Raw genomic sequence first — 25,804 nt, forward strand, 5'->3', positions numbered from 1 at the left:
CCGCCTAGAGTCCTTCTACATCACTGTTCCAGTAATGCGGTTCATCTTCTGTTGACTTCTCCAGCAAATCGTTGGCTTTCGCTACGATATATTTCGGCTGAGCAAGCACTATATCTTCAGGAACCCTTTGTCCGTTTGCCACATAGGCTACCGGTAGTACGTTCTGAATAATCACGTTGATGAATTCACCTAAGCTTAATGATTCGTCTATCTTGGTAAGAATACACCCTGATAGCGGAATCCGTTTAAAATGGTCTATTGTTTCTTGCAGCACTTTTCTCTGTGCTGTTGCAGGCAATACCAGATAGCTGCTAATCACAGAGCCGCTATCTTGCATTAATGTATCCAGTTGTTCCGACAGTCTTACATCACGTTGTCCCATACCCGCGGTATCGACTAAGACCAGCTTCCGGTTTCGGAGCTGATATATTACTTCGGCTAACTCTTCAGAATCTTTAGCAATTCTTACAGGACAACCCATAATTCTTCCGTAAATTGCCAACTGTTCCTGTGCACCAATACGATAGGTATCCGTTGTTACCAGTGCCACATTGTCCGGGCCAAATTCCATCGCCGCTCTGGCAGCCAGTTTCGCTATGGTAGTGGTTTTACCCACACCGGTCGGACCAAGTAGAGCAACCACACCACCCCGCTTAAGAATGTCAGTCTTAGTAACGGTAATTTGATCGGCAATGAGTCCTAGCAAGGCTTTCCACGCTTTTGCCGGTGGCGTATCTTCCGGAATATAACAAGCCAGTTGATCAGAGAGTTCTGACGCCAGCCCCATACGTTCAAGACGCTTTATCAGCATCGCCCGCAAAGGTTCGCGACGTTCAACTTCCTGCCACATTAAGCCGGACACCTGATGCTCTAGCAGCCTGCGAATAGACATCATCTCTTCACGCATAGACTCCAGTTCCTGAGTCGTCTCAGCATCAGTTGGCTCTGAAGCACGACCTCTGTCATAACGGGTCGGATCCAGTTTAGGCTTATGTGGTTCAGCCCTGCGATCTCCCGCAATCAGTTTCGCTAATCCGGAGTCTTCCGCCAATGAAGAGGATATCGCCCCTGAAGTATGTCCCTGGCGGGGTTGCTCTGCTGCAGATGACTGCCTTTTTAGTAGCGCCGCCAGTGAATCAGCTTCTGATGAAGAGTTGCTTCCGCCTTCACTATACTGTTTGAGCATGTTGGCAAAGTGCTTGGTGGTCGACTGAGGAGTAGCACCACGAAGGCTGACTTTATCGTCCTGCAGTGCCCTCTCTGAAGGAGCGGCACTTGGTGATGCTTGTTGCGGGTATTCAGATGAGTAGCGTGAAGCCGGTCTGGACGGTGCCGGCCCGGACTGAGCAAAATTGGGGTCACCATCAACGGCAGCGACTATTTCGACACCACCTGTGACCTTTTTGTTCGACATAATAACCGCTTCTGCGCCAAGCTCTTCTTTAACCTGAAGCAGTGCCATTCTCATGTCTTTTGCGAAAAAGCGTTTAATTTTCAATGTATTTGTCCAAGGTTATCTAGTTACCGACCGCTTGCACTATCCGAATCTGTTTCTCATCAGGTATCTCCTGATAGGAAAGAACTCTCAGGTTCGGTATGGTGTTCTTAACAAACTTGGCCAGTGTCGTCCTCAACACTCCGGAAGTAAGCAGTACTGCCGGTTCACCTTTCAGTTCCTGTTCCTGAGTTGCATTACTCAGTGATGACTGCAATCTCTCTGCTAATCCCGGTTCTATGCCCGTCGACTCTCCACCCGAAGCTTGCATTGTCTGATGCAATATTTGTTCCAGCTCAGGAATCAAGGTTATTACTGGTAGTTCAGGTTCTATACCATTGATTTCTTGTACAATTAGTCGCTTAAGCGCTATCCGTACAGCAGCAGTCAGAATGTCAGGTTCTTGACTCTTACTGGCGTACTCAGACAGGGTTTGAACGATAGTACGAATATCTCTGATAGGGATCGCTTCATTAAGCAGATTTTGTAGCACTTTAACCACTACGCCCAAAGTAAGTTGGTCAGGCACAAAGCCTTCCACCAGTTTCGGTGCCGAACGTCCCAGCATCTCCAGCAGGTTCTGCACTTCTTCATGACCGATTAACTGAGCAGCATTGTTGGTAAGTAACTGACTAAGGTGAGTTGCCAGCACTGTAGCGGAATCAACAACAGTATAGCCCAGCGCCTGCGCGTGCTCCCGCTGGGATTCAGAAATCCAGATAGCCTCCAGGCCAAAAGCAGGATCAACCGTAGGTTCACCCTCTACCATGCCGTACACCTGACCGGGGTTAATCGCCAGCTCCTGATCAGGGCGGATTTCCGCTTCACCCACTGCCACTCCCATCAAGGTAATACGATAACTGTTTGGTGTGAGCTCAAGGTTGTCCCGTATATGTACAGCGGGAACCAGAAAGCCAAAGTCCTGCGACAGCTTTTTACGCACCCCTTTCACCCTGTCCAGCAGCTCTCCGCCCTGCTCTCGGTCAACCATAGGGATTAGGCGGTAACCTACCTCCAGGCCAATAATATCCACCGGTTGTACATCATCCCACGAAAGCTCTTTCTGACTCGGCGCTTCTGCGTCTGCTGCCGCCGGAAGGGCTGGTTTCTCTGCCTCTTTTTTCTGCTTTTTATACAGGAAGTAAGCACCGGCACCGGCAATGGTACTCAGCAGCAGAAAAGCAAAGTGCGGCATGCCCGGTACGATACCCATTACACCTAAAATTGCAGATGTGATAACCAATGCTTTAGGGTTATCGAACATCTGGAAAATCATCTGCTGCCCCATGTCCTCGTCGGTATTCTGACGGGTAACCATAATGGCCGCAGCGATGGAGAGTAATAGCGAAGGAATTTGTGCTACCAGACCATCACCAATAGTCAGCAGGGTATAGATTTCAATGGCACTCTGGAAACCGAGATCAAACTGAATCATCCCTATGCTGAGGCCGCCAATGATATTGATAAACAGAATCAGGATACCGGCAATAGCATCCCCTTTTACAAATTTCGACGCACCATCCATTGAGCCGTAAAAGTCCGCTTCCTTGGTCACTTCAAATCGCCGGGTTCTTGCTTGTTCCTGATCAATCAAACCGGCATTTAAATCAGCATCAATTGCCATTTGCTTACCCGGCAAGGCATCCAATGTAAAGCGGGCACTTACTTCGGAAATACGTCCAGCACCTTTTGTCACCACCATAAAGTTGATGATCATCAGGATAAGGAACACCACAAGACCGACAGCATAGTTGCCACCAATCACCACACTACCGAACGCCTCAATCACATTACCTGCTGCGTTTCCTCCTTCATGACCATAGAGCAGAACCACACGAGTTGACGCGACGTTTAGCGCCAGCCTCATCAGGGTAGCGATCAGGAGCACGGTAGGGAAAGCCGCAAAATCAAGAGGTCTTCTGGTATAAACCGTTACCAGCAGTACAACCATTGCCAGAGCAATATTGAAGGTGAAGAAGATATCCAGCAAAAATGGCGGTATGGGCAGTATAATCATGCCCAAAGTCGCAAGCACCAGTACCGGTGCACCTATAGCAGGCAACGCTTTAGTCGGTATCGATGGCATCTTACTTGAAATAGGTAAAGGAAATTTCATTATTCAGTAACGGGTTTGGCTAATTAGATCAGTTATTTACTGTTTTTATGCAAGTATCAGTCCAGCTATAAGTGTCAAGAAGTTGACTCCCATGCATGCATCATTTTAGTAGCGGAGATCAGGCGGGATCGGCATATTCTCTTCTGTAAGTACCGGACGCTGACCACCATTTTTTCTGAACTGCTTTAACTGGAATACATAGGCGAGCACCTGTGCAACCGCAGTAAACAAGCCGTCCGGTATCTGCTGCTCCAGCTCTGTTGAATGATACAGGGCACGGGCAAGGGGCGGAGCCGGAATAACATAAATATCGTGCTCCCTTGCCACTTCTCTTATCTTCAACGCCATATGATCGACACCCTTGGCAACCACCACAGGTGCTTTATCTGTAGATGAGTTATATCTCAGGGCCACGGAGAAGTGTTCCGGGTTGGTGACAATAACATCGGCCGTCGGCACATCAGCCATCATCCGTCTCTGGGCAGCTTCACGCTGAAGCATTCTGATACGACCTTTTACCTCAGGCTTACCTTCCGTCTCTTTATACTCGTCCTTCACTTCCTGCTTGGTCATTTTCAACTGATCAGCGTGCTGCCAAATCTGAAACGGAATATCTATCGCCACAACCACAAGCAATGAACAGCTAATAAGCAGGATAAAGTTAAGCAGTATTTCAAGAGCATGAAATATGTTCTGAGGAAAAACATCCATACTCAACTGAAACAGATCGACTTTGGACGCATTAATCAGATAGAAAGCCACACCAGCCACTAAAGCTACTTTAAGAATCGATTTAATCAATTCTACCCAGCTCTGCAGGCCTATCATCCGCTTTATACCGCTCAGAGGATTCATCTTGGAAAGCTTAGGCATGGCCGCTTCTACGGAAAAGCTTATGCCTCCCACGCCCGCTGTACCTATTACCGCAGCAATAAACAGAGTCAGCAAAATCAATACAAGGGGCAGAATAAGGTGGACTAGGGCACCGCTGACAATATCGAATAGCTTGCCACTATCAAATATCTCCTCCCGGCTGAGGGAGAAAAAACGATTCATAATGGTAAGCAGGCCTTTGGCCAGTGTCTCACCATACATCATCAGAGAGAGCGCCCCTACTATCAGCACTGAAACGGACGCCAACTCTTTAGACCTTGCAACCTGCCCCTTTTCCCGGGCCTGTTGCAAGCGCCTGGGCGTTGCGTCTTCTGTACGTTCCTGACCGTCTGACTCTGCCATTGTCAGCACTCCATCTTAATAAGTCTGCAGATCTGCTGTTCACCCTGCATCCAGTACATGTCATAGTGATTGAAAAGTCCCAGCATCAGATACCAGCATAGAAGCAGACCGACCACCAGCGCAAATGCAAATCCGAGTGAAAAAATGTTCAGCTGTGGCGCTGCACGGGTCATCACACCGAATGAGAGGTTAATGGTCAGCAGGGCGATAATACCGGACAGCGACATACTAAGTGCCGTTTTAAACATGGTCGACATCCATAATGCCATTTCCCGGTAATCGACTGAGGTAAGTGCCCCGCTGCCGATTGGCAGGGTTTTAAAACTTAACACCACAAACTGGATCAACTCCAGGTGCCCGTTGGTGGCAAGAAAAAACATGGTGGCAAGAAACAGAAACAGCTGACCAAGCAAAGGGGTGTTCTGCCCGTTGGCAGGGTCAACCATAGAAGCAAAACCCAGGCTGGACTGCATACCCAGTATCTGGCCCAGTACAACAAATGTCTGGCTGATAAACTGAGTAACCATTCCCATTGCGGTACCGATAATGATCTGCTCAAAGGTGATCAGAAAGCCCTGAAATGAGAGCAACTGAATGTTCTGCGGCACAGCCGGAATCGCCGGCATAACAGCAAAGGTTACCGCCAGACCGAGGTAGAGCCGGATACGGGTAGAAACGTAACGGGCACCTGTCACCGTCATCACCATAAACAGGGCGGCAATACGGGTGTAAGGCCAGAAATAGTTGGCTATCCATTCAAGAATGATTTGCGTTGGATATTCCATAGCTAACCCTAGTAGAGCACCTGAGGAAGCCTTTCAACCATTTCGTAAAAGAACTCCATTAACGTCTGCGTCATCCAGTGCGCACCAAACATCAATGCCAACAGAGTGACGATCAGTCGCGGCAGAAAACTTAACGTCTGTTCGTTAATAGAAGTCGCCGCCTGAAAGATGGCCACAACCAAACCAACCAGCAGGCTGGGAATAATAATTGCGCATACCAATAGTAATACTATCCATAGGGCACTGCGGAAAATCTCAACAAAGACTTCAGGTGTCATCTCTCACCTCCCTACAAGGCAAAACTGCCGGCCAGAGTGGACAATATCAGATTCCAGCCATCAACCAGTACAAACAACATTAACTTAAACGGCAGAGAAACGATCATGGGTGACAGCATCATCATACCCATTGCCATCAGGATAGAAGCGACCACCAGATCGATTATCAGGAACGGTAGAAACAGCATAAATCCTATCTGGAATGCGGTTTTCAGCTCAGAAGTAATAAAGGCCGGAATAAGCACGCTCATAGAGACATCTTCCGGATTCTGTGCATCAGAGCCGGAGATATTTACAAAAGTTTCCAAATCTTTTACCCGGGTCTGCTTAAGCATAAAGGCTTTCATCGGCTCCTGTGCCATATCAAACGCCTGCCTCGCCGAGATCTCTTCGTTCAGATAGGGCTGTACTGCTCTCTGATTGACCTGATCGATAACCGGAGACATGATGAAAAAGGTAAGAAAAATAGCGATACCAATAATCACCTGATTGGATGGGGTCTGCTGCAAACCCATAGCCTGTCTGAGAATAGACATTACCACCACAATACGGGTAAAGGAGGTCATCAAAATAACCATTGCAGGCAGGAAGCCAAGCATGGTCATCAGGGCAAGGATCTGTAAATTTACCGAATAGTCCTCACTGCCGTCAGGGTTGGTGGTCATGGTTAGAGCCGGGATACCCGAGCCACCAGACGAGCTGCCTAAACCTATGGTTCTGGACGCCCCCTGTTCCCGCTCCATAGCCGTAACGGTAATGCTTTCTGCCCCAGCCGCTGTTGCAGGAATAGGAGTTTCAAGCTCTTCCTGTGCAAAAGAAACTGGAGTAAACAGTAAAAAGAGAAACGCTGCCATCAGGGCAGCGAGCATATTATTCTTTAACATTCTTTTTCAGTATCTGGCTAAATTGACTGGCAAACTGACCGGATTCGGTCTGTTCATCTTCAATAGGTTTATCCAGCCGGGAAATAAGATTGATTGACTGGGGTGTAATCCCGACCAAAAACTGTTCTTCGCCCGCCTTAACTACAGCGATCCGCTCTTTGGTACCAACGGGTATCTGACGAATAACAGAAAGGCCTTTCTGACTGCCCATGGCTGGTAGCCTCATCCTCTTCATCAGCCAGGCAAGCCCGAAAATCACTGCGATAACAAACAGCAGAGAGCCAAGAGTAGTCAGCAGATCCAGTTCAGGAGGACCTGCCGCAAACACCGGCCGGGAAAGCAGAATCAAAAATGTAGCAACCGCCTTTGGTACTGCCATGCTATCTCAGCTTCTTAATACGTTCCGTCTGGCTGATAACGTCTGTCAGACGAATACCAAACTTATCGTTGACCACAACCACTTCACCATGTGCAATCAGGGTACCATTGACCATTACGTCTAATGACTCACCCGCTACCCTGTCTAACTCAACCACAGAACCCTGGTTCAGTTGCAGAAGGTTACGGATACTGATTTGTGAACGGCCCACTTCCATTGAAATGGTCACCGGAATATCCATAATGGTATCCAGTTTTCTCCGCTCATCTTCAGTTATAGGCGAAGACTGGTCTGAAAGCTCTTCAAGAGGTGCAAGTTCCGCGTCATCATCGGAACCCATCGCAGCCGGATCTTCACTTAGCGCTGCCGCCCACTCATCCGCTAGTTTTTGGTCTTCATTCGGATCCATTATCATCTACCTATACAATTATTCATTTTCACTTTCTGAATCTTCGTTACTGATCTCAGACATAATGTCTTTACCCAGAAACGCGATATCCGTTTTGACCACATCCGGTCGTTTTATTTTTTCAGAAATCTGTACCGCTAACCTATCGTTAGACTGGCCCATTTTAACCCTATAGGTGGGCAGCTCTTCCACAAACATCGTAGCGTGCTCAGGCATTTCTATCGGAACGACATCACCCACCTGAAGTTCCATCAGGTCGCGTAACGAGATATCTCTTTCCAGCAGGTTTACCCTGAAGTTCACCGGCACATCCATAATCTCATCGCGAAGGGCTGTGCTCCAGCGGATATCTGTCTCCATTTTGTCCGACTGAACACCGGCATCAAGGAGTTCTCTGATAGGTTCCACCATTGAGTATGGCATCACTACATGAAAATCACCGCCACCGCCATCAACTTCAATATGGAAGGAGCTAACAACGATCACTTCTGTCGGGCTTACAATGTTTGCCATACTCGGGTTTACTTCCGAGTCAAGGTACTCAAACTCTACCCCCATCACAGGCGACCATGCTTCTTTATAATCTTCAAACACGATCTTAAGCAGCAACTGGATAATACGCCTTTCTGTCGGGGTAAATTCGCGTCCCTCAATCTTGGCATGGAAACGGCCGTCACCGCCAAAAAAGTTCTCTACCAGAATAAATACCAGACGAGCTTCCATGGTCACCAGTGCCGTCCCTTTCAGCGGACGGAAGCGCACCATGTTAAGGCTGGTCGGTACATACAGTGTGTTCTGATACTCACCGAACTTCATCATCTGAACGCCGTTTATCGACACCTCAGCGGTTTTTCTCAGTAAGTTAAACAGACTAACCCGCATATGCCGGGCAAAGCGCTCATTAATAAGCTCCAGAGTCGGCATCCGGCCACGGACAATTCTGTCCTGAGAAGAGAAGTCGAAATTGACCGCACCTTCAACTTCCGTTTCAAGTTCATCTTCCGCTTCATCGACATCATCAACACCATGGAGTAGCGCATCAATTTCGTCTTGGGATAGTAGATCTGTCACAGTGAACCTATTGAATCACAAAATCAGTAAAGAGCACTTTTTCAATAACCGGTTGTCCCACCAGTTGCTGTAAAGTTGCCCGGATATCTTCCGTCGCCTGATCGCGCAATTGAGTTCGGCCAGTCGGCGTCCTCAGTTGCTCAACCGTTGCAGTACCAAAGGTACTTAAAATGGTGCTCTCTATCAGCGGAGAGTGATGTCTGGCTAAATCTTCATTTTTCAGGCCGCGAACCATCAGTTGCACCTTTATCTGAACTAATCTGTCCCGCTGCTTTCCGGGTACACTGAACAAGAATGGCTGGGCAATATTTACGTATGAAGCAGGGTCAGGAAGCGCATTTTGTGCTGTAGGAGCAGCTTCTTCTGCTTCGGCTGCGTCATCTGATCCTAAAAAGAAAAACGCACCACCACCGGCGGCCAGTAGTACCACCACAGCAGCGATAATTATAATCAGCTTTTTCTTTCCTTTTGGTGCGCCTTCATCACCTGTTGCTTGTTCGTCTGCCATAATACTCTCTGAGTTATTTAATCCGTTGAATCCAGTGAGTTATACACTGATTACTATTTTTGAGATACAAAAATATTAAGCGTAATAGCTAATTCCATCATCTTTTGCAGCAATATTCACATCAAGATTGATGCTTTCATCAAGGTTTGCCTCATCACCGGCCAAAGAACCACCATTTCCAGCTGAAGAACCTCCCTCATTCCCGGCGGCATACTGGCTCTGCTGCGAACCTGAATTCTGCTGCTGAACCGAACTGTCTGACAGCTGCAACCCTTGTTGTGCCATCATCTCTCTTAATCTTGGCATCGCTTGTTCAACCATCTCTCTGGCCTGAGGGTTGGAGACGGTGAAATGCACTGAAGCAACATCATTATTCATCGACATACGAATCTGCATCCGTCCCAGCTCAGGCGGATCCAAACGGATATCTATATTTTTCAGGTTCTTAGACATCATCATCTGAACCTGCTCTGACACCTTTTCTCCCGCCGCTTCACGGGAAAGCTGAAGAGGTGATTGTGCTACTGCCTGCTGCATATCGGCTTTAATCTGTGCCTGCTGGCTGCCCTGAGCAGAAGCCAGTCCGGCCAGTTGCTGAGACAAGCCGGACTCCCGGTTATCATTGCTGCCTTTCGCAGTTCCCTTACCCGCAGCCAGCACACCTGCACTTGCTCCTGCGGCCAGTGCCGCTTTTAACGCCGGAGCAGAACTGTTACTGCTAACAACGACGGGATTAAGCGAGGCATTCTGTATCTGTGCTGCATTTAACTCGGCATTGGTAACTACCGGTTGAGAGGCCAGTTTATCTGCTGAGACAGCCTGAGCTTGAGCCTGTGCCAACATGCTAGCCTGATGCTGCTGTAACTGCTGTCCCTGAGCAGCCATCTGTTGTGCTAATGCTGTCTGACTGGTTGCCAGTTTTGAACTGTCGATGGGGGCTTTACCCTGCTCCGGCATCTGACTGCTCCAGTTAATCTGTGTTGCAACATTAACCTCTTCGCCTTCCGTTGAAGTCAGGTCAGTTACCTGCTCTTCACCGGCAGGTAAACTGAATTCCGTTACCGGAGATTTAGCAGCCACTTCTGCGGTCAGCTCAGAAGAGTTCTGCTTATCGGGTGATAATTGTACGGTAGCAGCGCCCGCCGCTAATGGGGCAACTTTAGCAGTATCCTGCCAAGTTAGCGCACTGTCGAGCTCCGGTGCGGCTTTACCTTGCTGAGAGGCTGACTTTTCAGTTAACTGAGTCATTTCCTTTCCGCGCACTGGCTGTTCTGCAAGCTCTGTCCGGGAAAGTGTCTGTGCAGAAAGTTGCTTTTCACCTGATGCTATATATTGTTCAGCTGCGGAACCTTCTTCACCCCCTTCTGCTTTGGCAATATTTTTACCATCTACCGCTACGGCCTGACCATTTTTAAAAACTATCTCTTCACCTTCGGTAAGCGTATTAACATCAGACTTACCTTCAGATCTGGCAACCAGCTTATTTAAATCGGCTTTATCAGTAGCAGAAGCCATCTCTTTAACAGACAGTTCTTGTTCAGGAGGCAACTGCTTGCCGCGCGATTCATTCAGCACCTGCCTTGATTCACCAAGACGACCCAGCAACTGATTACCTTCGTCCATGGTTTGAGCAAGTTTATCGGCTGGCAGAGCGTTCTTTTGTGGATCCGTTTTAATCGTATCGCTATCAGCGTTGTCGCTTAACTCATCATCCGCACTACCTTCAACGGCGACCTTGCCGGTCTCTTCTTCACCCTGAGTCAGCTTATCTATGCTCTCTCCTTCAGCATCGACATCAGATAGCTGCACAGCTTCATCACTGGCTTCAACACTGCCTTCTTGCGCAGCTACCGCCTTTTCTCCGCCTTCAGCTTCAGACTGAAAAATGGCCCCCAGCGTAGAGAGAAAGCTGCCGGATTCTTCAGAATCGGCTGATACTTTTGCTTCTCCCACTCCTGTGCGGAGCAAGCTGCCCGATTTGCCAACATCGCTGATGGATAAGGAACTCTGATTCATAAAACCGTCTCTTACGCTAAGTCCGTACACATAATTTTGAGGCTATTACTCCCGTTGAGCAGCAACAGAACTTGCCGCTAAATAGCACTCTCCGGGATATAGAAATGCAAAAATCAGACCAGTAATGCAAATAGGATCTGTTGAGCTAGCGTCGTCTTGCGTATTGAAGGGTGGAGAACTCATCCATCAGCTTTTGCTCAATTTGGTTCTCTCTTTTGGCTCTGTCAGTGCGTTTTTTCTCAATCATCCATTCGTAAGAGCGACGCTGCTTGCGGGTCTCCATCCAGTGTTCCTGACAGTTATCCACTTGCTGTTTAAAGTGGGACTCAGCCTCTTTCTGCTTGGTCAGAGTCTCATCCAACTGGGTTAAAAAGCGGTTCAAATGCCCGTATTGGCTGGCTGTTAGTCCGTTTTTTCCACGATCAACCAGTTGCTGACAGTAATCCATGCGGTACTGCTCTATTTGAGCGACCTGCTTGTAGTAATCTTCCAGTTCAGAGTGCGCTTTTCCCAGCGCCAGCACCGCCTGATTCTCTTTCTCTTTCGCCTGTTCAAGCAGGAAGTCCAGCGCATTCTCCATTATTCACCGCCTCCCGGCTGGAGAATACTGCGCAACATATTAACGCACATATCGTAAGGGACAGACTCTTTCATCCCCTGCTGCAGATACTGATCCAGAGTCGGTTTAATGGTGAAAGCGCCGTCGATAGCAGGATCGGTACCCGGCTTATAGGCACCAATAGAAACCAGATCCTGATTTTTACGACAAATGGAAAGCACCTGCCTGACCGCTTTAGACATAAGCACATGCTCTTCAGTGGTAATCTGAGGCATAACACGGCTGACGGACTTTTCTACATCAATGGCAGGATAGTGACCGGCATCAGCCATCTCACGGGAGAGAACGATATGGCCGTCAAGAATCGCCCGTGACGCATCTGCAATTGGGTCCTGAAGATCATCACCTTCCGTTAACACGGTAAAAAACGCCGTAATTGAGCCCTGTTCAGGGCTACCGTTACCAGCCCTTTCAACCAGTGCCGGAAGCTTTGCAAATACCGATGGCGGATAACCTTTAGTGGCCGGAGGTTCCCCTACCGAAAGAGCAATTTCGCGCTGAGCTTGAGCAAAACGGGTCAGGGAGTCCATCAGCAGCAGAACATCCAGCCCCTGATCACGGAAGTACTCGGCAATAGTAAGTGCGGTCTGGCACCCTTTCAGACGCATCAGGGGCGAAGAATCTGCTGGTGCAGCAACAACGACTGAACGACGACGTCCGTCTTCACCCAGAATCTCTTCAATAAACTCTTTTACTTCACGCCCACGTTCACCAATCAGGCCAACCACAACCACCTGCGCGGTAGTCCCTCTGGTCATCATCCCCAAGGTGACCGACTTACCAACACCGGAACCGGCAAACAGGCCGATACGCTGGCCTTTACCAACCGTCAGCAAGCCGTTAATCGCCTTAAGGCCGACATCAAGAGGTTCTGAGATGGGTTTTCTGAGTAGCGGGTTCATGGGCTCAGAGCTGAAAGAGGCGCGGTGATCTGTGTAAATTTCGCCCATGCCGTCAATGGGGTTGCCTACGCCGTCAATAACCCGGCCAAGAAGCTCCATGCCTACCGGCAGGCCTGCTTCACTGGTTAACGGGGTAACTTTCGCGCCGGGCAAAATACCTGTGATCTGTTCACTCGGCATCAGGTAAAGGTTATCTCCGGAGAAGCCGACCACTTCAGCTTCCATTTCACCGGAAAGGGTCTCTACCTTACATAAACTACCGATTGGTGCTTTACACCCTGTCGCTTCAAGGGTCAGCCCTACTACGCGAACCAACTTGCCCGAAGCAATAGCGCGAGTGGTTAACCCGTGGGTTTTATACTGATGAAGACGTTCCTCAAGGGCTAGCATGGCTCGCTGCCCTGATGGCGGTTAACTCCACAGAAAGATTGCAGAACCGTACGTACCCGCTCTTCCATCTTATAACTGACACTAGACTCACCCGCCTCAATTAGAACATCACCGCGATTAAGTGAAGGCTCACTAACTAAAGTCCAGTTACGGCAGTCAAGCTCATCCTCGCCATAGGCAGAACGGATTATTTCCACATCTTCAGGGTTAAGTTTAAGGGTAATAGGGTGACCGGAGATCGGCAGCGCTTCAACAGACTCGCGGATAGTGTCCAGTATCACCTGAGGGTTAGTCTGAACCTCAACATGAACCACTTCTCGGGTCAGGGCTAATACCATATCAACCAGTTGTTTTTCTACCTGAGCATTCATCAGCTCCAGCGGCTGGGCAAACTGATTGGCCAGATTCATAAAAGTCTCTACCTGCTGCCGGATATGTTCCTGACCGGCAGCAATACCTTCCTGCTGACCTTTATCAAGACCTTCCTGATGGCCGGCTTCCAGCCCCTGCTCTTTGCCTTTCTCATAGCCGGCATTAAAGCCAGCTTCCTGTCCCTGATGGTAGCCTTCCTGTCTGGCGGCTTCTTTCAGGTTTTCGATATCCGCTTCCGTCAGTTCGACTGGTTCTTCCGGCTGGGCCTGTTCTACATTAGGAATCCAGCCCGGATCATAATTCATCGCCGTATTTTTGGCTTCCTTATGCACATCCATCGTGTAGTCCGGAAGTCCCCATTTTTCCGGCTTGACACTGGTGCCATCTTCATCGGGTCTCAGAAAACCACGTTTACGTTCAAAAGACATATTACACCTTTATCTGATCTGCAAATTACAAGAACTCGTCTGCACCACCAGAGAGCATAATCTCGCCGCTGTCGGCCAGTTTGCGGGCCACACCCAGAATTTCTTTCTGTGCTGCTTCCACATCGGCAACACGTACCGGCGGCATGGCTTCGATATCGTCGCGCATCATCTCTGCTGCACGCTTCGACATGTTCTTGAATATCTTCTCGCGCAGTGCTTCGTCGGCACCCTTGAGGGCTTTCTGCAGCACATCCTGTGGAACATCGCGTAGCAGTTTCTGTACGCCTTGGTCGTCTACTTCGATCAGGTTCTCGAACACGAACATCAGGTCCTGAATCTGGGTTGCCATATCTTCATCCTGATCACGGATTTGATCCATCAGCACGCCTTCAACACTGTTATCCATGTAGTTCATAATTTCAGCAGCCGCTTTCAGGCCACCAATTTTCGCGGCCTGTGCACCTGCCTGACCAGCAAACTGTTTCTCCATAATCTCATTCAGTTCAGCCAGTGCAGAAGGCTGTACTTCTTCCAGATTGGCAATACGCATCATCAAATCTAAACGTACACGTTCCGGGAACTGAGAGAGAATTTCAGCAGACTGATCCGCCTCCAGATAGGACAGAACAATGGTCTGAATCTGAGGGTGTTCGTTAATGATAATACTGGCCACTTGTCGTGGATCCATCCATTTAAGAGAATCCAGACCTTTAGAGCCGGTTCCAAGCAGGATCTGATCCACAAGGTTACTTGCTTTGTCTTCACCAAGGGCGGCAACAAGGGCATTACGCATAAAGTCCTCACTGCCCATACCAATATTGGTGTATTTCTGAATATCTTCCAGAAATGCCCGGTGAACGGCTCCCACCTTATCATTGTTCAGGTCAGCAGCACGGGCCATAGCTCCGCCGACTCGCTGAACCTGTTTCGGTTCCAGATGACGAATAATGCCTGCGGCATCTTCTTCACTTAAACTCAGTAGCAGTATGGCAGCTCGTTCATCGCCGGGGATGGAGGCAATATCAACCTCTGTTTCTGCCAGAGCACCGCCATCATCACGTTTTACAATTTCATCAGGCATCGTTCGTCAACCAATTCTTCACTACCTGAGCCGCCAGCTCAGGCTCGTTAGCCACAAGTGCTCGTACCGCTTTAAGCACATCTTCATCTTTATGCAGGTTTGGTAAATCTATTCCGGAACCAAACTCAAACGCTTCTCCGCTCTCAATATCGCTGCCAATCAGACTGGTTTCATCACCGGTAATCGGCAAGCCATCAGCACCATATGCAACTTCATCGTCGTCTTCAGCATGTGGATTCAGCAACTTGTTCATCGCCGGTCTGATAAGCACCAGAATAACAATGATAATCACCAGCGCACTTGCTCCCCAACGAACCCAGTCATTAAAGTTCGGATGATCCCAGATAGAGGTCGCCACCACTTCTGTTTCCAGAGGCTCAGCAAATTTGACACTTAGAACGTTTAGCAGGTCACCGCGTTGTTGATTAAATCCGACGGTTCCGATCAGGACCTGACGGATAGCATCCAGTTCGCCGGCGGTAAGTGGTTCGTAGGTCACTTCACCGGTATCAGGGTTAGTCACCGCCCGGTTCTTAATCGCGACAGAAACCGTCTGACGGTCAATAACTCCGGTCTGACGACGTTCATGGCTAATGGTGGTATCAAGTTCAAAGTTACGGGTTGCTTCTTTGTGAACAGAGCCCTGCCCCATCAGAGAGCCATCTTTCATCTGAGCAACATCCTGCGGGATAGAGGCATCGGCAGGAGGTTGATTGCTCAAAGCGCCCGGCACACCGGCAACCACATTACCGTTGTTATAATCTTCAAGGGTAAATTCACTTCGGGTAGCAGGTGTCTGAGGATCAAACTGCTTACGGGTCTGCTCCACCGCACTGAAATCAAGCTGGATATCTACCTGAGCCGTATAGTTACCAAGGCCAAGGATAGGAATTAGAACCGAGTCAATTTTCTCCCGCAGTGACTGTTCCTGCTTGCGCTCCAGATCCTGCTCTTTACGACGGGCAGTGGCAAGGGGATCTTGTGAGCCCGAGCTAAGCAGTCTGCCGTGTTGATCTGTCACAGTTACCCGGGTAGGTTTCATTCCGGGAACGGCACTGGACACCATATCGACGATGGAATCAACTTCTTCCTGTTTCAGGCTGCCACCCATACGTAAGGTAACAAAAACCGTCGCTGACGCATCCTGATTCTGACGGACAAATACACTTTGCTGAGGCAGAGCCAGAAGCACCGACGCTTTGCGTACCTGACGCATCTGTTCAATGGCCTGAGCTAACTGACGCTCGCGGCTCAGTTTTAATCTTTCTTTTTCAAGTCGCTGTGAAACACCAAAACCCATATCGTTGAGCAGAATATCATCACCAGCTTCTGCTGACTGATTTAACCCTGCACGGGTAAGATCGAGTTTTAGTTGGTTGTACTCACTGGCAATAACCTGAATGGTGTTTCCATCAAGCTTGTACTCAATTTTTTGTTGATCAAGGTAATCAAGAACCGGAATAAGCTCTTCCGTTTCATAGGAGCCTAGAGGACGCATTTCCGGTTCTCTCACCCAGAAGAACAGCATTACTATTAAGGCAACACATATTGAAATAGAGAGGACTAAAACCACCTGTCGTAACAGATCCAGATCGCCGATGGCCAGATCCATTTTCGAGGAGCTTTTCTCGTCTAAATCCGGGTTTTGAACATCGGTATCGACATCGGTTCCGGCAACCAGAGCGCCGCTTCCGCCAGAGGAGTCGCTAACCGCTAGGTCTGTTGATTGTTTTTCTTCAGCCACTGTTAATCACCTGACCTAAACTGGCATATTCATCAATTCTTTATAAGCTTCAACAAGCTTATTTCTTACCTGTATGGTTGCTTCGAAAGCAACGCTGGACTTGTTCTTTGCAATCATCACATCTGACAGCGAGACATTCTCATCACCACGGTCAAAGCGCATCTGCATGTCACTTGAGGACTTCTGCAACTGATTCACATTATTGATGGCAGAGTTTAGCATCTGCCCGAAATCTGCTGACACTTTCTGGCCAGTCGCAGGTGTTGACGAATTTGACGCTTCCAGCATCATCGCCTGCATTTCACCCTGTATTCCGCCAATGTTCATTTGCTACCTCGTTAAGCCAATAATTTGACTTTTTGTTCTGACCTATTCTTGACGCTGCAATTACTATGCCAGCGTCTAAACTACCGGATTAGCCCGGAATTTCAATCCCAGCATCACGCATTTTGGCCAGTTTGTATCTTAACGTTCTCGGGCTGATACCCAGCTTTTCAGCTATCTCTTTACGACGTCCGTTACAGGCCATTACCGTTTCCAGTATTATGGCGAACTCTTGATCGCGCAGATCACTGCCAAGACCTTCTCCGCTGGAAATCGAAGAGGATACAGGTTGTGCAGCTACCGCTTCCGCAACAGGCTTAACCGTAGGTGCCGGCTCATTGGTCTCCACCACATGTTGCAGGCTGTTAGCGTCCTGCCAATCCACGCCTTCCAGCAGTATATGCTCAGAGTTAATATCGCCCTGCTCACTCAAGATCAGAGCCCGCTGAACCACGTTATCCAGTTCACGAACGTTGCCTGGCCAGTTGTAGCTGAGCAACTTGTTTAGAGCGTCGGATGACACAGACGGTACCGGCAATCCAAGTTTCTGGCAGTGACGCTCAGCAAGGTGTACGGCAAGGGGCTGGATATCTCCCTTTCTCTCACAAAGTGGCGGCCATGCAATCGGGAATACATTGAGGCGATAATATAAATCTTCCCGGAAATTTCCTTCGGCAACATACTGCTTTAAATCACGGTTACTGGTCGCCAGAACTCTGACATCCAGTTGAATGCTTTTTCTGCTGCCCAGACGTTCTACTTCACGCTCCTGAAGTACCCTTAACAGTTTCGCCTGCAGGTTAAGGTCCATTTCACTGATCTCATCAAGAAGAATGGTACCACCCTGTGCCTGCTCAAATTTACCCGGACAAGCCTGAATTGCACCGGTAAAGGCACCTTTTTCATAACCAAACAGAGTCGCTTCCAGCATATTATCCGGAATCGCCGCACAGTTTATCGCAACAAAAGGGCCGTCTTTGCGGTTAGACATATTGTGAATATATCGCGACATCACCTCTTTACCCGAACCACTTGGTCCGAGAACCATTACATTGGCATCTGTTTTTGCTACCTTATCGGCCAGAGCAAGAAGTTTCAGGCTTTTTTCATCGGCAACCACAGCATCGCCGTTATCATCATTCTTTATTGGTGCATAACGGGAGACCATATTAAGCAAAACTTCCGGCGCAAAAGGCTTGGCCATATAGTCAATGGCACCCTCTTTCATCGCTGCTACAGCATCTTCAATATTGGCATAAGCGGTCATTAATAGTACCGGCAGTTTAGGCCAGTGCTGTTTAATATTGCGCAACAGTGCCAGTCCGCCCATTCCTGCCATCTGAACATCTGAGACCACAATATCCACTTCCTGCGATTTAAGCTTAACCAGTGCATCTTCGGCACAATCCGCTTCAACCCACTCATAGCCCGCAAGCGCTAAGGTATCCACCAAAGCTTCGCGTAGACCTTCATCGTCCTCGACGATTAACACTTTGCTTTGAGCCATTATTCTTCTCCGCTATTTTCATTAGTAAGTGGAAGGCACATGGTAAAACAGGCACCATCCCCTTCTTCTGACAGTAGTTCTAAACGTCCTTTATGTGCCCGGCACACCATTTGTACCACGGCGAGCCCTAACCCTGTTCCCTGAGAACGGGTAGTAAAAAAGGGCTCCATAATTTTGCTTTGCAATTCGGCAGGCACACCCGGGCCACTGTCCTGAACGGATATTTTCAGTTCACCGGCAACCGGACGGAAAAACACGTCTACCTGAGACGCTTTTCCGGCGATCTGAATCGCATTGATCACCAGATTACTGATGGCTGATGCGATGGCGTTGACGTTGCCGAGCAGTTGGGTCTGCTCCTGTTCAACCTCAACAAAATAATCAATATTGTTGTTTTTAACCGCGGTTTCCACCATTGGCTGATATTCAGCAATCAACTCTGCAATAGAGAAAGGTTTAACAACCTTATTATCCCCGCCTTTCGCAAACAGCAGCATATCATTAACCTGCTTTTCCAGATCATGTAAGCGATCCATCAGCTTGGTCTGAAACCGTTCACGGGTGGGGGCAGGCAAATTCGGTGCAGCAAGATTTGAAGCATATAACATGGCGCTGGAAAGGGGCGTTCGCACTTGATGGGCAAGTGACGCCACCATTCTTCCCAGAGAAGATAACCTCTGGAGATCACTTACTCGTGACTGCAGCAGGCGGGTTTCCGTTAAGTCGGTAATCAGAATCAGCTGGCCGGTTGACGAAGCCGAAATCGCCAGACGAACTTTGCGCCCGTTACGAAGAGAGATCTCATGACCATCATCCTCCTGAGGTGCAAAGGCATTCTGAATAACTGAAAACCATTTCTCGCCGACCAGAGGCACCTCCAGCAACTTCTGTGCTTCCGGGTTTGCTTCTTTCACTTCTCCCTGAGTATCAAGAAGAATCACACCTGCGGGCATCACATCCAGTACCTGCTTATATCGGGCAACCTGCTCTTCTAGTGTGCCCAGATGGGTTTGATTTTCCTGTAAAGGGATTGTTGACATGTCGATTTTCCGGCTAAATAAAACAATAGCTTGGAATGCAAAATACAGACCAAGCTATTTATTATTTAATTTCAATGCTTTACGTAGAAGTCATTAGTCATTTTTTTGACGAGCGAAGATTCAGCTAGCGCTGCAAATCATACTTTTTCATCTTCTCAACCAGAGTTGTGCGCCGCATTCCCAGCATATCAGCCGCTCTGGCAACCACACCATCCTGCACATCAAGTGCCTGATTAATCATATTCACCTCAAGCTCGGCCAGATACTCTTTCAGGTTGATACCTTCTATTGGTAACTCCAGTGGATCTGGTTGAGAGGAAGCTTCATCTTCAAAAGAGAAATCATGGGAAAAGATGCCATGCAGGGCATCCCTCTCCTGCTCTTCAATAGACGAGACCTGACTAGAAAGCTCAGACTGAAACTCAGGAATATCACTATAGCGATATTTAGCAGGCAGATGGTTCACATCAATCAGTTTGTTAGGGTATAGAATAACCATACGCTCTACCAGATTAGCCAGTTCCCTAACGTTACCCGGCCATGAATGCTCCGTAAGAGAGTTAATTGCCCTGGATGTGAAACGAACCGTTTCGCTCCCTTCAGCCTCTAATCTCGACATAAGCTCTTTGAGCAAAAGCGGGATGTCATCACAACGCTCTTTAAGTGCCGGCATCTCAATAGGAAATACATTCAGACGGTAGAAAAGATCTTCACGGAAACCACCGTCTGAGATCATGGTGTCCAGATCCCTGTGAGTCGCCGCAATAATTCGTACATCTACCTTTATATTGCTGTTTCCACCAACCCGCTCAAAACAACGTTCCTGTAATACACGCAGCAGTTTAACCTGCATAGGCATTGGCATATCACCAATTTCATCCAGAAATATGGTTCCGCCTTCAGCCATTTCAAAACGTCCTTTGCGCGAGGTAATCGCCCCGGTAAAAGCCCCTTTTTCATGGCCAAACAACTCACTTTCCAACAAATCGGCCGGGATCGCCCCACAGTTAATCGGTACAAAAGGACCATTTCGGCGTGAAGAGTGATAATGAACATTGCGCGCTACCACTTCTTTACCCGTACCGGACTCTCCGAGGATAAGAACATTTGCTTCTGTTGTGGCAACCTGCTCTATCAAATGGCGGACTTCTTTAATACCAAGGCTTTCTCCCACCAAACTGCGGAAAAGGGTATTTTTTCTACTGCTATTGTAATCACAGCCACGCTTACCTAAAAAGGTCGCACAATGGCCAAGGGCATCGGTAAGCTGAGGATAGTTAAGAGGAAAATCAAGCTCACCCACATATTGAGGATATTCATCTAACTGATATGGCTGAGCGCCGAGCTTTAACAAGGGGATATGAATAGTTTTCTGTAGCTTGACCGTTAACTGCTGGCTACTCTGTTGATCAGTTACAGAGCCCAATATACAACCGGACCAATCAGCCGACCAATTTATGCCATCAATATCACTTGAGCTGTAATATTCGGCATGTTCCCCAAGGAAGTCCAGAATAGTTGCTAATTGAAGCTTTAATTCATTATCGTCTTCAATTATCAGTAACTTTGCTAAATCTTGCATATAAACTAAATAGTTGCCTTTATAGTTAATTATTGAGTGGCGGATATTAATTTTTGTTTTTAACCACTACTAACGATAGACAATTCACCGGGAACAGCAAACTAAAAAAGTCCACAAAAACGTGGACTTTGAGGTCTATTCACTTTAGCTAAAAAGTGGTTACCCTTCTCATCTAATATTCTATTTTATTGAATATTAAAAATAAGGCAACCAAGCAGTTTTTTCTATTCAGCTCATTTTTGCCGAAAATTACTGGCCTAACTCCTGAGAAGTGAGGTTGTGATACTCGTTAGGGATCTGATCCCAGGCAGATTTAATCTCACGAATGATATCAATAACATCATCGATAGGTTCTGGTTTATTTTCCGCATTGGCAATAGAAACCTGAGCAATCATAAACTCATATAGCTGATCCAAATTGCGGGCAACGTCACCGCCATCATTCATGGACAGGCAACTTCTTAAGCTGATAATAATATCTAAAGCTTTACCCAGGCGCTCACCTTTCACGGCGATATTACCTTGTTCCATCGCCGCTTTGCCTTGCACCAAGCGTTCAATTGCACCTGCCATCAGCATCTGAATCACTTTATGCGGAGACGCCGCACTTAGCTGACTATCTACAGATACCTTTTTATATGCTTGTAATGAACCACGCATGGTATTCCTCTTTCTATAAAAACTGCTGGTAACGTTGAACTGACTTGTTACCATGACGATATTTCTTAAGCTGTGCGCCAACTTTGTTCGTTTCAGATTGCATCACAGACACTATCTGTTTTGTTCTTTCAATGGCTTCCAGCCAATCAGAAGTTTTATCGAAATCTGGAATGGATTTCACAGCATCAACTATCAAATGCAACAACTGTTCCCTTTTATCGACAAGCTGAAGGATTTCTTCACTATTTATCTCATCTTCTTGAAAATGAGAGAGTAATATCTGATCCAGTTCACGTAAATCACTCAACAGTTGCGACATATTATTGTCCTAAGGCGTTCATCATACCAGAAAGCTGTCCTTGCATCTTAGTCGTAGCATCCTGCATTGCCATAAATTTGTTCTTGGTCCGCTCTTCAAGGCTTTCCATTCTTTGGTTTAGTGACGTCTGATTATCATTTAAGCGATAATTTTGTTCAAGAAGTGACTTCTCTCTCGTCCGGATAGGCCCGGTGATCCCCGTCATTGACTGAATCGCGTCTTCAACTTTTTTTGCGAAACCTTTCTGACCACCAAAAAAGTCTTCTAATTTAGTAAAGTTATTATTTAGCTGTCTGTCCAGCATGTCATAGTTGATTTCAAGCGTACCCTGACGGGTGCCTGTGATGCCAAACTCGGTCAGGGTTTTCAGATCGTCCGGAGCAGGCTCAATATTAGCGGAGAAAACGGACTTAAGTCGTGATTGCGCCGAGCGCACCACACTGTCACCAGCTAAAGGGCCGGCTACCCCCGTCTGGGGGTCAACAGCAGAAAGCTCTTTACTCACCTGATAAAACTGATTGTAGGCATTAACGAACTGTTCGATATCATCGCGAACGCTTTTTCTGTCGTACTCTACGCCAATTTCTGTTTTTTGCTTGGTTGGGTCGGTCACTCCTTTTACCGTCAGATCAATTCCATCAATGGCGTCTTCAATAACATTATTCTCACTGCTCAGCTGCGCGATGCCATCCAGCATGACCATGGCATCCTGTGCTTCCTGCACTTCAGTCATACCATCATAAGACGCTAATGATTCTTCAGCCGCCTTTAACGCCTGCTGGGTTTCGTCAATTTTTAGCTGTCGCGCCCGCTCTTCAGGGCTCATTCTTTGCAGTTCAAGCTGGTAAGCTTGCTCTTCTGTTAATTGCCCCGTTGCAACCGCTTCTGCAATAGCCGCTTTTTCTTCTGCTAAACGAGCCTGCTCAGCCGCGCTGGCCTCTTTTGGCGTGACATAAGAATCCGTTAACGTTCCTGATGCAGTATTGTTCCAGCCCGGAATATCGGGCATCTTTTCCAGCGCTTTTGCATCAAGTTCAGGTGCAGGTTCGGTATACGAATCGAGAAGCGTTCCTGAAGCAGTCTCCGACCAGCCCGGAATATTATCTTCAGGCAGAACAGAAACAGGGGGAACAGGTATTGAGGCATCCAGTGAAGAAGCACTTTCCCCATCGGTTGCTAAGCCAGCTGTTTTATCTGCTGCAGACTGACCATCTGCAGTGGTGGGATCTGAGGCGGCCTGCTTATCAATAGGCTCACCTTGTTCATTAAGTTGCTGATTGGCAACATCTTGCCCCGGAAGCGGGGCAGCTAAGGCATCAGCGGCGGCATTTCTTGCCTCTTCCAGAGATTTAACCCGCTCTTCTAATGTCTTGTATTCAAATTTACTCAGCGGATTGCCCGCATCGGATTCTGCGCTGATCTTGATAGTATTCTCAACGCCTGATTTATCGGAAGCAACAATAAGCCGCTGCCCGTTAGCATCATTAATGATTGATGCACGGACACCCGGATTTCCTGTTGCGCCGTTTATTCCTCTGACAACATCAACCAGCTTTGAACGATCTTTTACATCAACGGTAAATTTTTCATCGCCCAAACCGATATGCAGCTTGCCAGGGCCAAATTTAAGATCGTCGGAAAGGGCTTCCGAAGCAACCTTATGACTCTGTGCAAGCTGCAGCACATCGATAGCATACCTACCAGCGATAGCTTCTGTCGTGGCTGTGGCAGACACCGCATTTTCATCAGAAGATTCCACAGTACGAACTGCGAATGCTTTCTCCTGACGAAAGTTTGCCATCAGATTCTTCATCGTATCCAGTGACTCTCTGAGCCGCCCATAGGCACTGATACTGGTATCAATTTTGGCACGATCGTTGTCGATCCGCTGCTGTTTAGGCAGACGCTCCGAATCAACGATCTTACTGACCATTGCATTGATATCCATGCCAGATGACACACCCAATGGGTTCACACTCATTTACCTCACTTTTATGACAGTTACACCGTCTCCTCTACAAATAATCCCGAGGAGGCAGCTGCTAAGCGCCTAAGTATAATTAGCATCTCTTCGTCAGGAATTTGCCTAATTATGTCACCGGTACTGGCTTCATAAATAGTGACAACGTCTCTCCCTGACTCTTCATCTACCCTAAACGAAAGCCCTTTATTAATAGAGTTAACGAATTCATCCATTTTCTCTACTATTTTTTCCAGCTGTTCTTTATTTAAGTCAATTCGTTTCTGAACTAACTCTTCAACAGCCTTGGCTTTTTGCTGAGCCATCTCCTGCTCATCTTTTCGTTCAACGGTTTTTTCTGTAGATACCGAATTATTCGTCGCGCCGCTACTATCTAAAGCAAGTTTTGTGCCACCAGAAGAGCCATAGGGCTCGCCGTAAGGCTGGATGTTCGATGTGTATGCTGATATATCCATACTGATCTCCCTTCCACCTTCTGGGTTAGCGATTACATCACTTTTGATAGTAAGTCAGGCTCAAACCCGAACCTACTTAACCCAATAAGCTTAGAGCTGCCGATGGAGTCTGCTTCGCTTGCGCCAGAACAGATGTACTCGCATTCTGCAGAATCTGAGTCTTAGTCATCTGAGTGGTCTCTTTGGCGAAGTCAGTATCCTTAATCCGGCTTCTCGATGCAGTCACATTCTCATTAATGTTGTCTAAGTTACTGATTGCATGGTTGAAACGATTCTGGAAAGCACCTAGCTCAGCACGGTTACTGTCTACATTTTTCAATGCACCATCAATAATTGAAACGGCTTGTTGCGAACCGGCAACTGTCGTTACATTAATATCATTGACCGTTTGCTCAACACCTGAACCCAGATTCAGTTCACCAGCCAGTGCTCCGCTAAAGGAAACATCACCATTTTCAACACTCTGGTTAGAAGCAAATACCTGTAACTTGCCCTCTTCACCTACTGAGGCCTTAATGTCATCATTCTGGCCGTTAATATAGGTCGCTAACTCTTCTAAATCGTTTCCGACTTTAGCATCAACAGTAATTTCTTTTGCACTCCCCTGTTTATCAGTATAGGAGATTACAAGGTCTGTTGCGCCGGACTGTACTGTCCAGTCTTCACTTTTACCTTCCTGTGCAACATAGCTTTTGCCGCCCATTGCACTATCATCTGAACGCATGTTCCCCATTCCAAGCATTACTGCTTCACCGGCATCAGCACCGATTTGGAAAGACTGCGAGCCAAAGTTACCATTAAGAAGTTTGTTACCACCAAATGAGGTTGTTTCTGCTATTCGGTTAAGTTCGTCATTAAGTGCGGACACCTCTTCCTGAATCGCTACCCGCTCAGAACGACTGTTTGAACCGTTGGCAGATTGCAGGGAAAGGTCACGCATACGTTGAAGAATGTTAGTTGTCTCAGTCATTGCACCTTCAGCTGTCTGTGCAATAGAGATACCATCATTCGCGTTTCGGACAGCCATGTCTAAACCACGGCTTTGAGAAGTGAGTCGGTTGGATATCTGCAGACCCGCAGCATCATCACTGGCGCTGTTGATCTTATAGCCTGAAGACAGGCGCTCCATCGACTTATTTAGCCCCTCATTGGCCAGATTTAACTGGCGCTGAGCGGTCATTGCAGACACATTCGTGTTCACATTTATTGCCATAATTGATCTC

Annotated in this window: 25 protein-coding genes; all 25 read right to left on the minus strand. The window is 47.7% G+C overall.

Annotated elements, in window-relative coordinates; genetic code table 11:
* Positions 1 to 4: 4 nt before the first annotated feature.
* A complete protein-coding gene (flhF, locus tag PK654_RS11425; RefSeq protein ID WP_271695917.1) occupies positions 5 to 1,498 on the minus strand; it encodes a flagellar biosynthesis protein FlhF in 1,494 nt (497 codons plus the stop codon).
* Positions 1,499 to 1,517: 19 nt separating this feature from the next.
* On the minus strand, positions 1,518 to 3,611 hold the full coding sequence (flhA, locus tag PK654_RS11430; RefSeq protein WP_271695918.1) for a flagellar biosynthesis protein FlhA: 2,094 nt from the start codon (positions 3,609 to 3,611) through the stop codon (positions 1,518 to 1,520).
* A 105-nt stretch (positions 3,612 to 3,716) separates the two neighbouring features.
* Entirely contained in the window at positions 3,717 to 4,847 is a 1,131-nt protein-coding gene (flhB, locus tag PK654_RS11435) for a flagellar biosynthesis protein FlhB (RefSeq protein WP_271695919.1), read from the minus strand.
* 2 nt (positions 4,848 to 4,849) lie between these two features.
* Complete coding sequence (fliR, locus tag PK654_RS11440) at positions 4,850 to 5,632, minus strand: flagellar biosynthetic protein FliR (RefSeq protein WP_271695920.1); 783 nt, start codon at positions 5,630 to 5,632, stop codon at positions 4,850 to 4,852.
* Between the two features lie 8 nt (positions 5,633 to 5,640).
* Positions 5,641 to 5,910 (minus strand): flagellar biosynthesis protein FliQ, encoded by a 270-nt coding sequence (fliQ, locus tag PK654_RS11445; RefSeq protein ID WP_271695921.1) that lies wholly within the window; start codon positions 5,908 to 5,910, stop codon positions 5,641 to 5,643.
* 11 nt (positions 5,911 to 5,921) lie between these two features.
* Entirely contained in the window at positions 5,922 to 6,779 is an 858-nt protein-coding gene (fliP, locus tag PK654_RS11450) for a flagellar type III secretion system pore protein FliP (RefSeq protein WP_271698864.1), read from the minus strand.
* Between the two features lies 1 nt (position 6,780).
* On the minus strand, positions 6,781 to 7,173 hold the full coding sequence (fliO, locus tag PK654_RS11455; RefSeq protein ID WP_271695922.1) for a flagellar biosynthetic protein FliO: 393 nt from the start codon (positions 7,171 to 7,173) through the stop codon (positions 6,781 to 6,783).
* Position 7,174: 1 nt separating this feature from the next.
* Positions 7,175 to 7,582 (minus strand): flagellar motor switch protein FliN, encoded by a 408-nt coding sequence (fliN, locus tag PK654_RS11460; protein ID WP_271695923.1) that lies wholly within the window; start codon positions 7,580 to 7,582, stop codon positions 7,175 to 7,177.
* A gap of 18 nt (positions 7,583 to 7,600) precedes the next feature.
* Positions 7,601 to 8,653: a flagellar motor switch protein FliM gene (gene fliM, locus PK654_RS11465; RefSeq protein ID WP_271695924.1), complete on the minus strand. Its 1,053-nt coding sequence runs from the start codon at positions 8,651 to 8,653 to the stop codon at positions 7,601 to 7,603.
* Positions 8,654 to 8,660: 7 nt separating this feature from the next.
* On the minus strand, positions 8,661 to 9,161 hold the full coding sequence (gene fliL / locus PK654_RS11470) for a flagellar basal body-associated protein FliL (protein WP_271695925.1): 501 nt from the start codon (positions 9,159 to 9,161) through the stop codon (positions 8,661 to 8,663).
* Positions 9,162 to 9,236: 75 nt separating this feature from the next.
* Positions 9,237 to 11,177, minus strand: a complete 1,941-nt coding sequence (locus PK654_RS11475; protein WP_271695926.1) for a flagellar hook-length control protein FliK — start codon at positions 11,175 to 11,177, stop codon at positions 9,237 to 9,239.
* Between the two features lie 145 nt (positions 11,178 to 11,322).
* On the minus strand, positions 11,323 to 11,757 hold the full coding sequence (gene fliJ, locus PK654_RS11480) for a flagellar export protein FliJ (protein WP_271695927.1): 435 nt from the start codon (positions 11,755 to 11,757) through the stop codon (positions 11,323 to 11,325).
* A complete protein-coding gene (gene fliI, locus PK654_RS11485) occupies positions 11,757 to 13,088 on the minus strand; it encodes a flagellar protein export ATPase FliI (protein ID WP_271695928.1) in 1,332 nt (443 codons plus the stop codon). The genes fliJ and fliI overlap by 1 nt, the downstream gene beginning before the upstream one ends.
* Complete coding sequence (gene fliH / locus PK654_RS11490; protein WP_271695929.1) at positions 13,082 to 13,888, minus strand: flagellar assembly protein FliH; 807 nt, start codon at positions 13,886 to 13,888, stop codon at positions 13,082 to 13,084. Before fliH ends, fliI begins: the two co-directional genes overlap by 7 nt.
* A gap of 25 nt (positions 13,889 to 13,913) precedes the next feature.
* Positions 13,914 to 14,969 (minus strand): flagellar motor switch protein FliG, encoded by a 1,056-nt coding sequence (gene fliG, locus PK654_RS11495; RefSeq protein ID WP_271695930.1) that lies wholly within the window; start codon positions 14,967 to 14,969, stop codon positions 13,914 to 13,916.
* Positions 14,962 to 16,713 carry a flagellar basal-body MS-ring/collar protein FliF gene (gene fliF / locus PK654_RS11500; protein ID WP_271695931.1) on the minus strand — a complete coding sequence of 584 codons (1,752 nt, stop codon included), beginning with the start codon at positions 16,711 to 16,713 and terminating at the stop codon, positions 14,962 to 14,964. Before fliF ends, fliG begins: the two co-directional genes overlap by 8 nt.
* Before the next feature lie 15 nt (positions 16,714 to 16,728).
* Positions 16,729 to 17,040: a flagellar hook-basal body complex protein FliE gene (gene fliE, locus PK654_RS11505; RefSeq protein WP_271695932.1), complete on the minus strand. Its 312-nt coding sequence runs from the start codon at positions 17,038 to 17,040 to the stop codon at positions 16,729 to 16,731.
* A gap of 88 nt (positions 17,041 to 17,128) precedes the next feature.
* The gene (locus PK654_RS11510) at positions 17,129 to 18,544 is read right to left on the minus strand and encodes a sigma-54-dependent transcriptional regulator (protein ID WP_271695933.1); all 1,416 of its coding nucleotides are present in this window, start codon (positions 18,542 to 18,544) and stop codon (positions 17,129 to 17,131) included.
* A complete protein-coding gene (locus PK654_RS11515; protein WP_271695934.1) occupies positions 18,544 to 19,584 on the minus strand; it encodes a sensor histidine kinase in 1,041 nt (346 codons plus the stop codon). Before PK654_RS11515 ends, PK654_RS11510 begins: the two co-directional genes overlap by 1 nt.
* Before the next feature lie 124 nt (positions 19,585 to 19,708).
* Positions 19,709 to 21,166 carry a sigma-54 dependent transcriptional regulator gene (locus tag PK654_RS11520; RefSeq protein WP_271695935.1) on the minus strand — a complete coding sequence of 486 codons (1,458 nt, stop codon included), beginning with the start codon at positions 21,164 to 21,166 and terminating at the stop codon, positions 19,709 to 19,711.
* Between the two features lie 249 nt (positions 21,167 to 21,415).
* Positions 21,416 to 21,826, minus strand: coding sequence for a flagellar export chaperone FliS (gene fliS, locus PK654_RS11525; protein ID WP_271695936.1), 411 nt, complete (start codon positions 21,824 to 21,826; stop codon positions 21,416 to 21,418).
* Positions 21,827 to 21,839: 13 nt separating this feature from the next.
* Positions 21,840 to 22,145 (minus strand): flagellar protein FliT, encoded by a 306-nt coding sequence (locus PK654_RS11530; protein ID WP_271695937.1) that lies wholly within the window; start codon positions 22,143 to 22,145, stop codon positions 21,840 to 21,842.
* A 1-nt stretch (position 22,146) separates the two neighbouring features.
* A complete protein-coding gene (fliD, locus tag PK654_RS11535) occupies positions 22,147 to 24,126 on the minus strand; it encodes a flagellar filament capping protein FliD (protein WP_271695938.1) in 1,980 nt (659 codons plus the stop codon).
* 20 nt (positions 24,127 to 24,146) lie between these two features.
* A complete protein-coding gene (flaG, locus tag PK654_RS11540; protein ID WP_271695939.1) occupies positions 24,147 to 24,581 on the minus strand; it encodes a flagellar protein FlaG in 435 nt (144 codons plus the stop codon).
* A 76-nt stretch (positions 24,582 to 24,657) separates the two neighbouring features.
* Positions 24,658 to 25,794 (minus strand): flagellin, encoded by a 1,137-nt coding sequence (locus PK654_RS11545; RefSeq protein ID WP_271695940.1) that lies wholly within the window; start codon positions 25,792 to 25,794, stop codon positions 24,658 to 24,660.
* Positions 25,795 to 25,804: the final 10 nt, after the last annotated feature.

The sequence above is a fragment of the Vibrio sp. SCSIO 43137 genome (genome assembly GCF_028201475.1).
Taxonomy (GTDB): Bacteria; Pseudomonadota; Gammaproteobacteria; order Enterobacterales; family Vibrionaceae; genus Vibrio.

Excerpts from the sequence above, each read along its gene's own strand:
- fliR (WP_271695920.1), bottom strand. The coding sequence starts at position 5,632 with ATGGAATATCCAACGCAAATCATTCTTGAATGGATAGCCAACTATTTC.
- fliE (WP_271695932.1), bottom strand. The coding sequence starts at position 17,040 with ATGAACATTGGCGGAATACAGGGTGAAATGCAGGCGATGATGCTGGAA.
- fliL (WP_271695925.1), bottom strand. The coding sequence starts at position 9,161 with ATGGCAGACGAACAAGCAACAGGTGATGAAGGCGCACCAAAAGGAAAG.
- PK654_RS11530 (WP_271695937.1), bottom strand. The coding sequence starts at position 22,145 with ATGTCGCAACTGTTGAGTGATTTACGTGAACTGGATCAGATATTACTC.
- fliS (WP_271695936.1), bottom strand. The coding sequence starts at position 21,826 with ATGCGTGGTTCATTACAAGCATATAAAAAGGTATCTGTAGATAGTCAG.
- fliG (WP_271695930.1), bottom strand. The coding sequence starts at position 14,969 with ATGCCTGATGAAATTGTAAAACGTGATGATGGCGGTGCTCTGGCAGAA.
- PK654_RS11520 (WP_271695935.1), bottom strand. The coding sequence starts at position 21,166 with ATGCAAGATTTAGCAAAGTTACTGATAATTGAAGACGATAATGAATTA.
- PK654_RS11515 (WP_271695934.1), bottom strand. The coding sequence starts at position 19,584 with ATGTCAACAATCCCTTTACAGGAAAATCAAACCCATCTGGGCACACTA.
- PK654_RS11545 (WP_271695940.1), bottom strand. The coding sequence starts at position 25,794 with ATGGCAATAAATGTGAACACGAATGTGTCTGCAATGACCGCTCAGCGC.
- flhA (WP_271695918.1), bottom strand. The coding sequence starts at position 3,611 with ATGAAATTTCCTTTACCTATTTCAAGTAAGATGCCATCGATACCGACT.
- fliP (WP_271698864.1), bottom strand. The coding sequence starts at position 6,779 with ATGCTCGCTGCCCTGATGGCAGCGTTTCTCTTTTTACTGTTTACTCCA.
- flhB (WP_271695919.1), bottom strand. The coding sequence starts at position 4,847 with ATGGCAGAGTCAGACGGTCAGGAACGTACAGAAGACGCAACGCCCAGG.
- fliJ (WP_271695927.1), bottom strand. The coding sequence starts at position 11,757 with ATGGAGAATGCGCTGGACTTCCTGCTTGAACAGGCGAAAGAGAAAGAG.
- fliD (WP_271695938.1), bottom strand. The coding sequence starts at position 24,126 with ATGAGTGTGAACCCATTGGGTGTGTCATCTGGCATGGATATCAATGCA.
- fliO (WP_271695922.1), bottom strand. The coding sequence starts at position 7,173 with ATGGCAGTACCAAAGGCGGTTGCTACATTTTTGATTCTGCTTTCCCGG.
- fliN (WP_271695923.1), bottom strand. The coding sequence starts at position 7,582 with ATGGATCCGAATGAAGACCAAAAACTAGCGGATGAGTGGGCGGCAGCG.
- flaG (WP_271695939.1), bottom strand. The coding sequence starts at position 24,581 with ATGGATATATCAGCATACACATCGAACATCCAGCCTTACGGCGAGCCC.
- PK654_RS11510 (WP_271695933.1), bottom strand. The coding sequence starts at position 18,544 with ATGGCTCAAAGCAAAGTGTTAATCGTCGAGGACGATGAAGGTCTACGC.
- fliQ (WP_271695921.1), bottom strand. The coding sequence starts at position 5,910 with ATGACACCTGAAGTCTTTGTTGAGATTTTCCGCAGTGCCCTATGGATA.
- fliH (WP_271695929.1), bottom strand. The coding sequence starts at position 13,888 with ATGTCTTTTGAACGTAAACGTGGTTTTCTGAGACCCGATGAAGATGGC.
- PK654_RS11475 (WP_271695926.1), bottom strand. The coding sequence starts at position 11,177 with ATGAATCAGAGTTCCTTATCCATCAGCGATGTTGGCAAATCGGGCAGC.
- fliI (WP_271695928.1), bottom strand. The coding sequence starts at position 13,088 with ATGCTAGCCCTTGAGGAACGTCTTCATCAGTATAAAACCCACGGGTTA.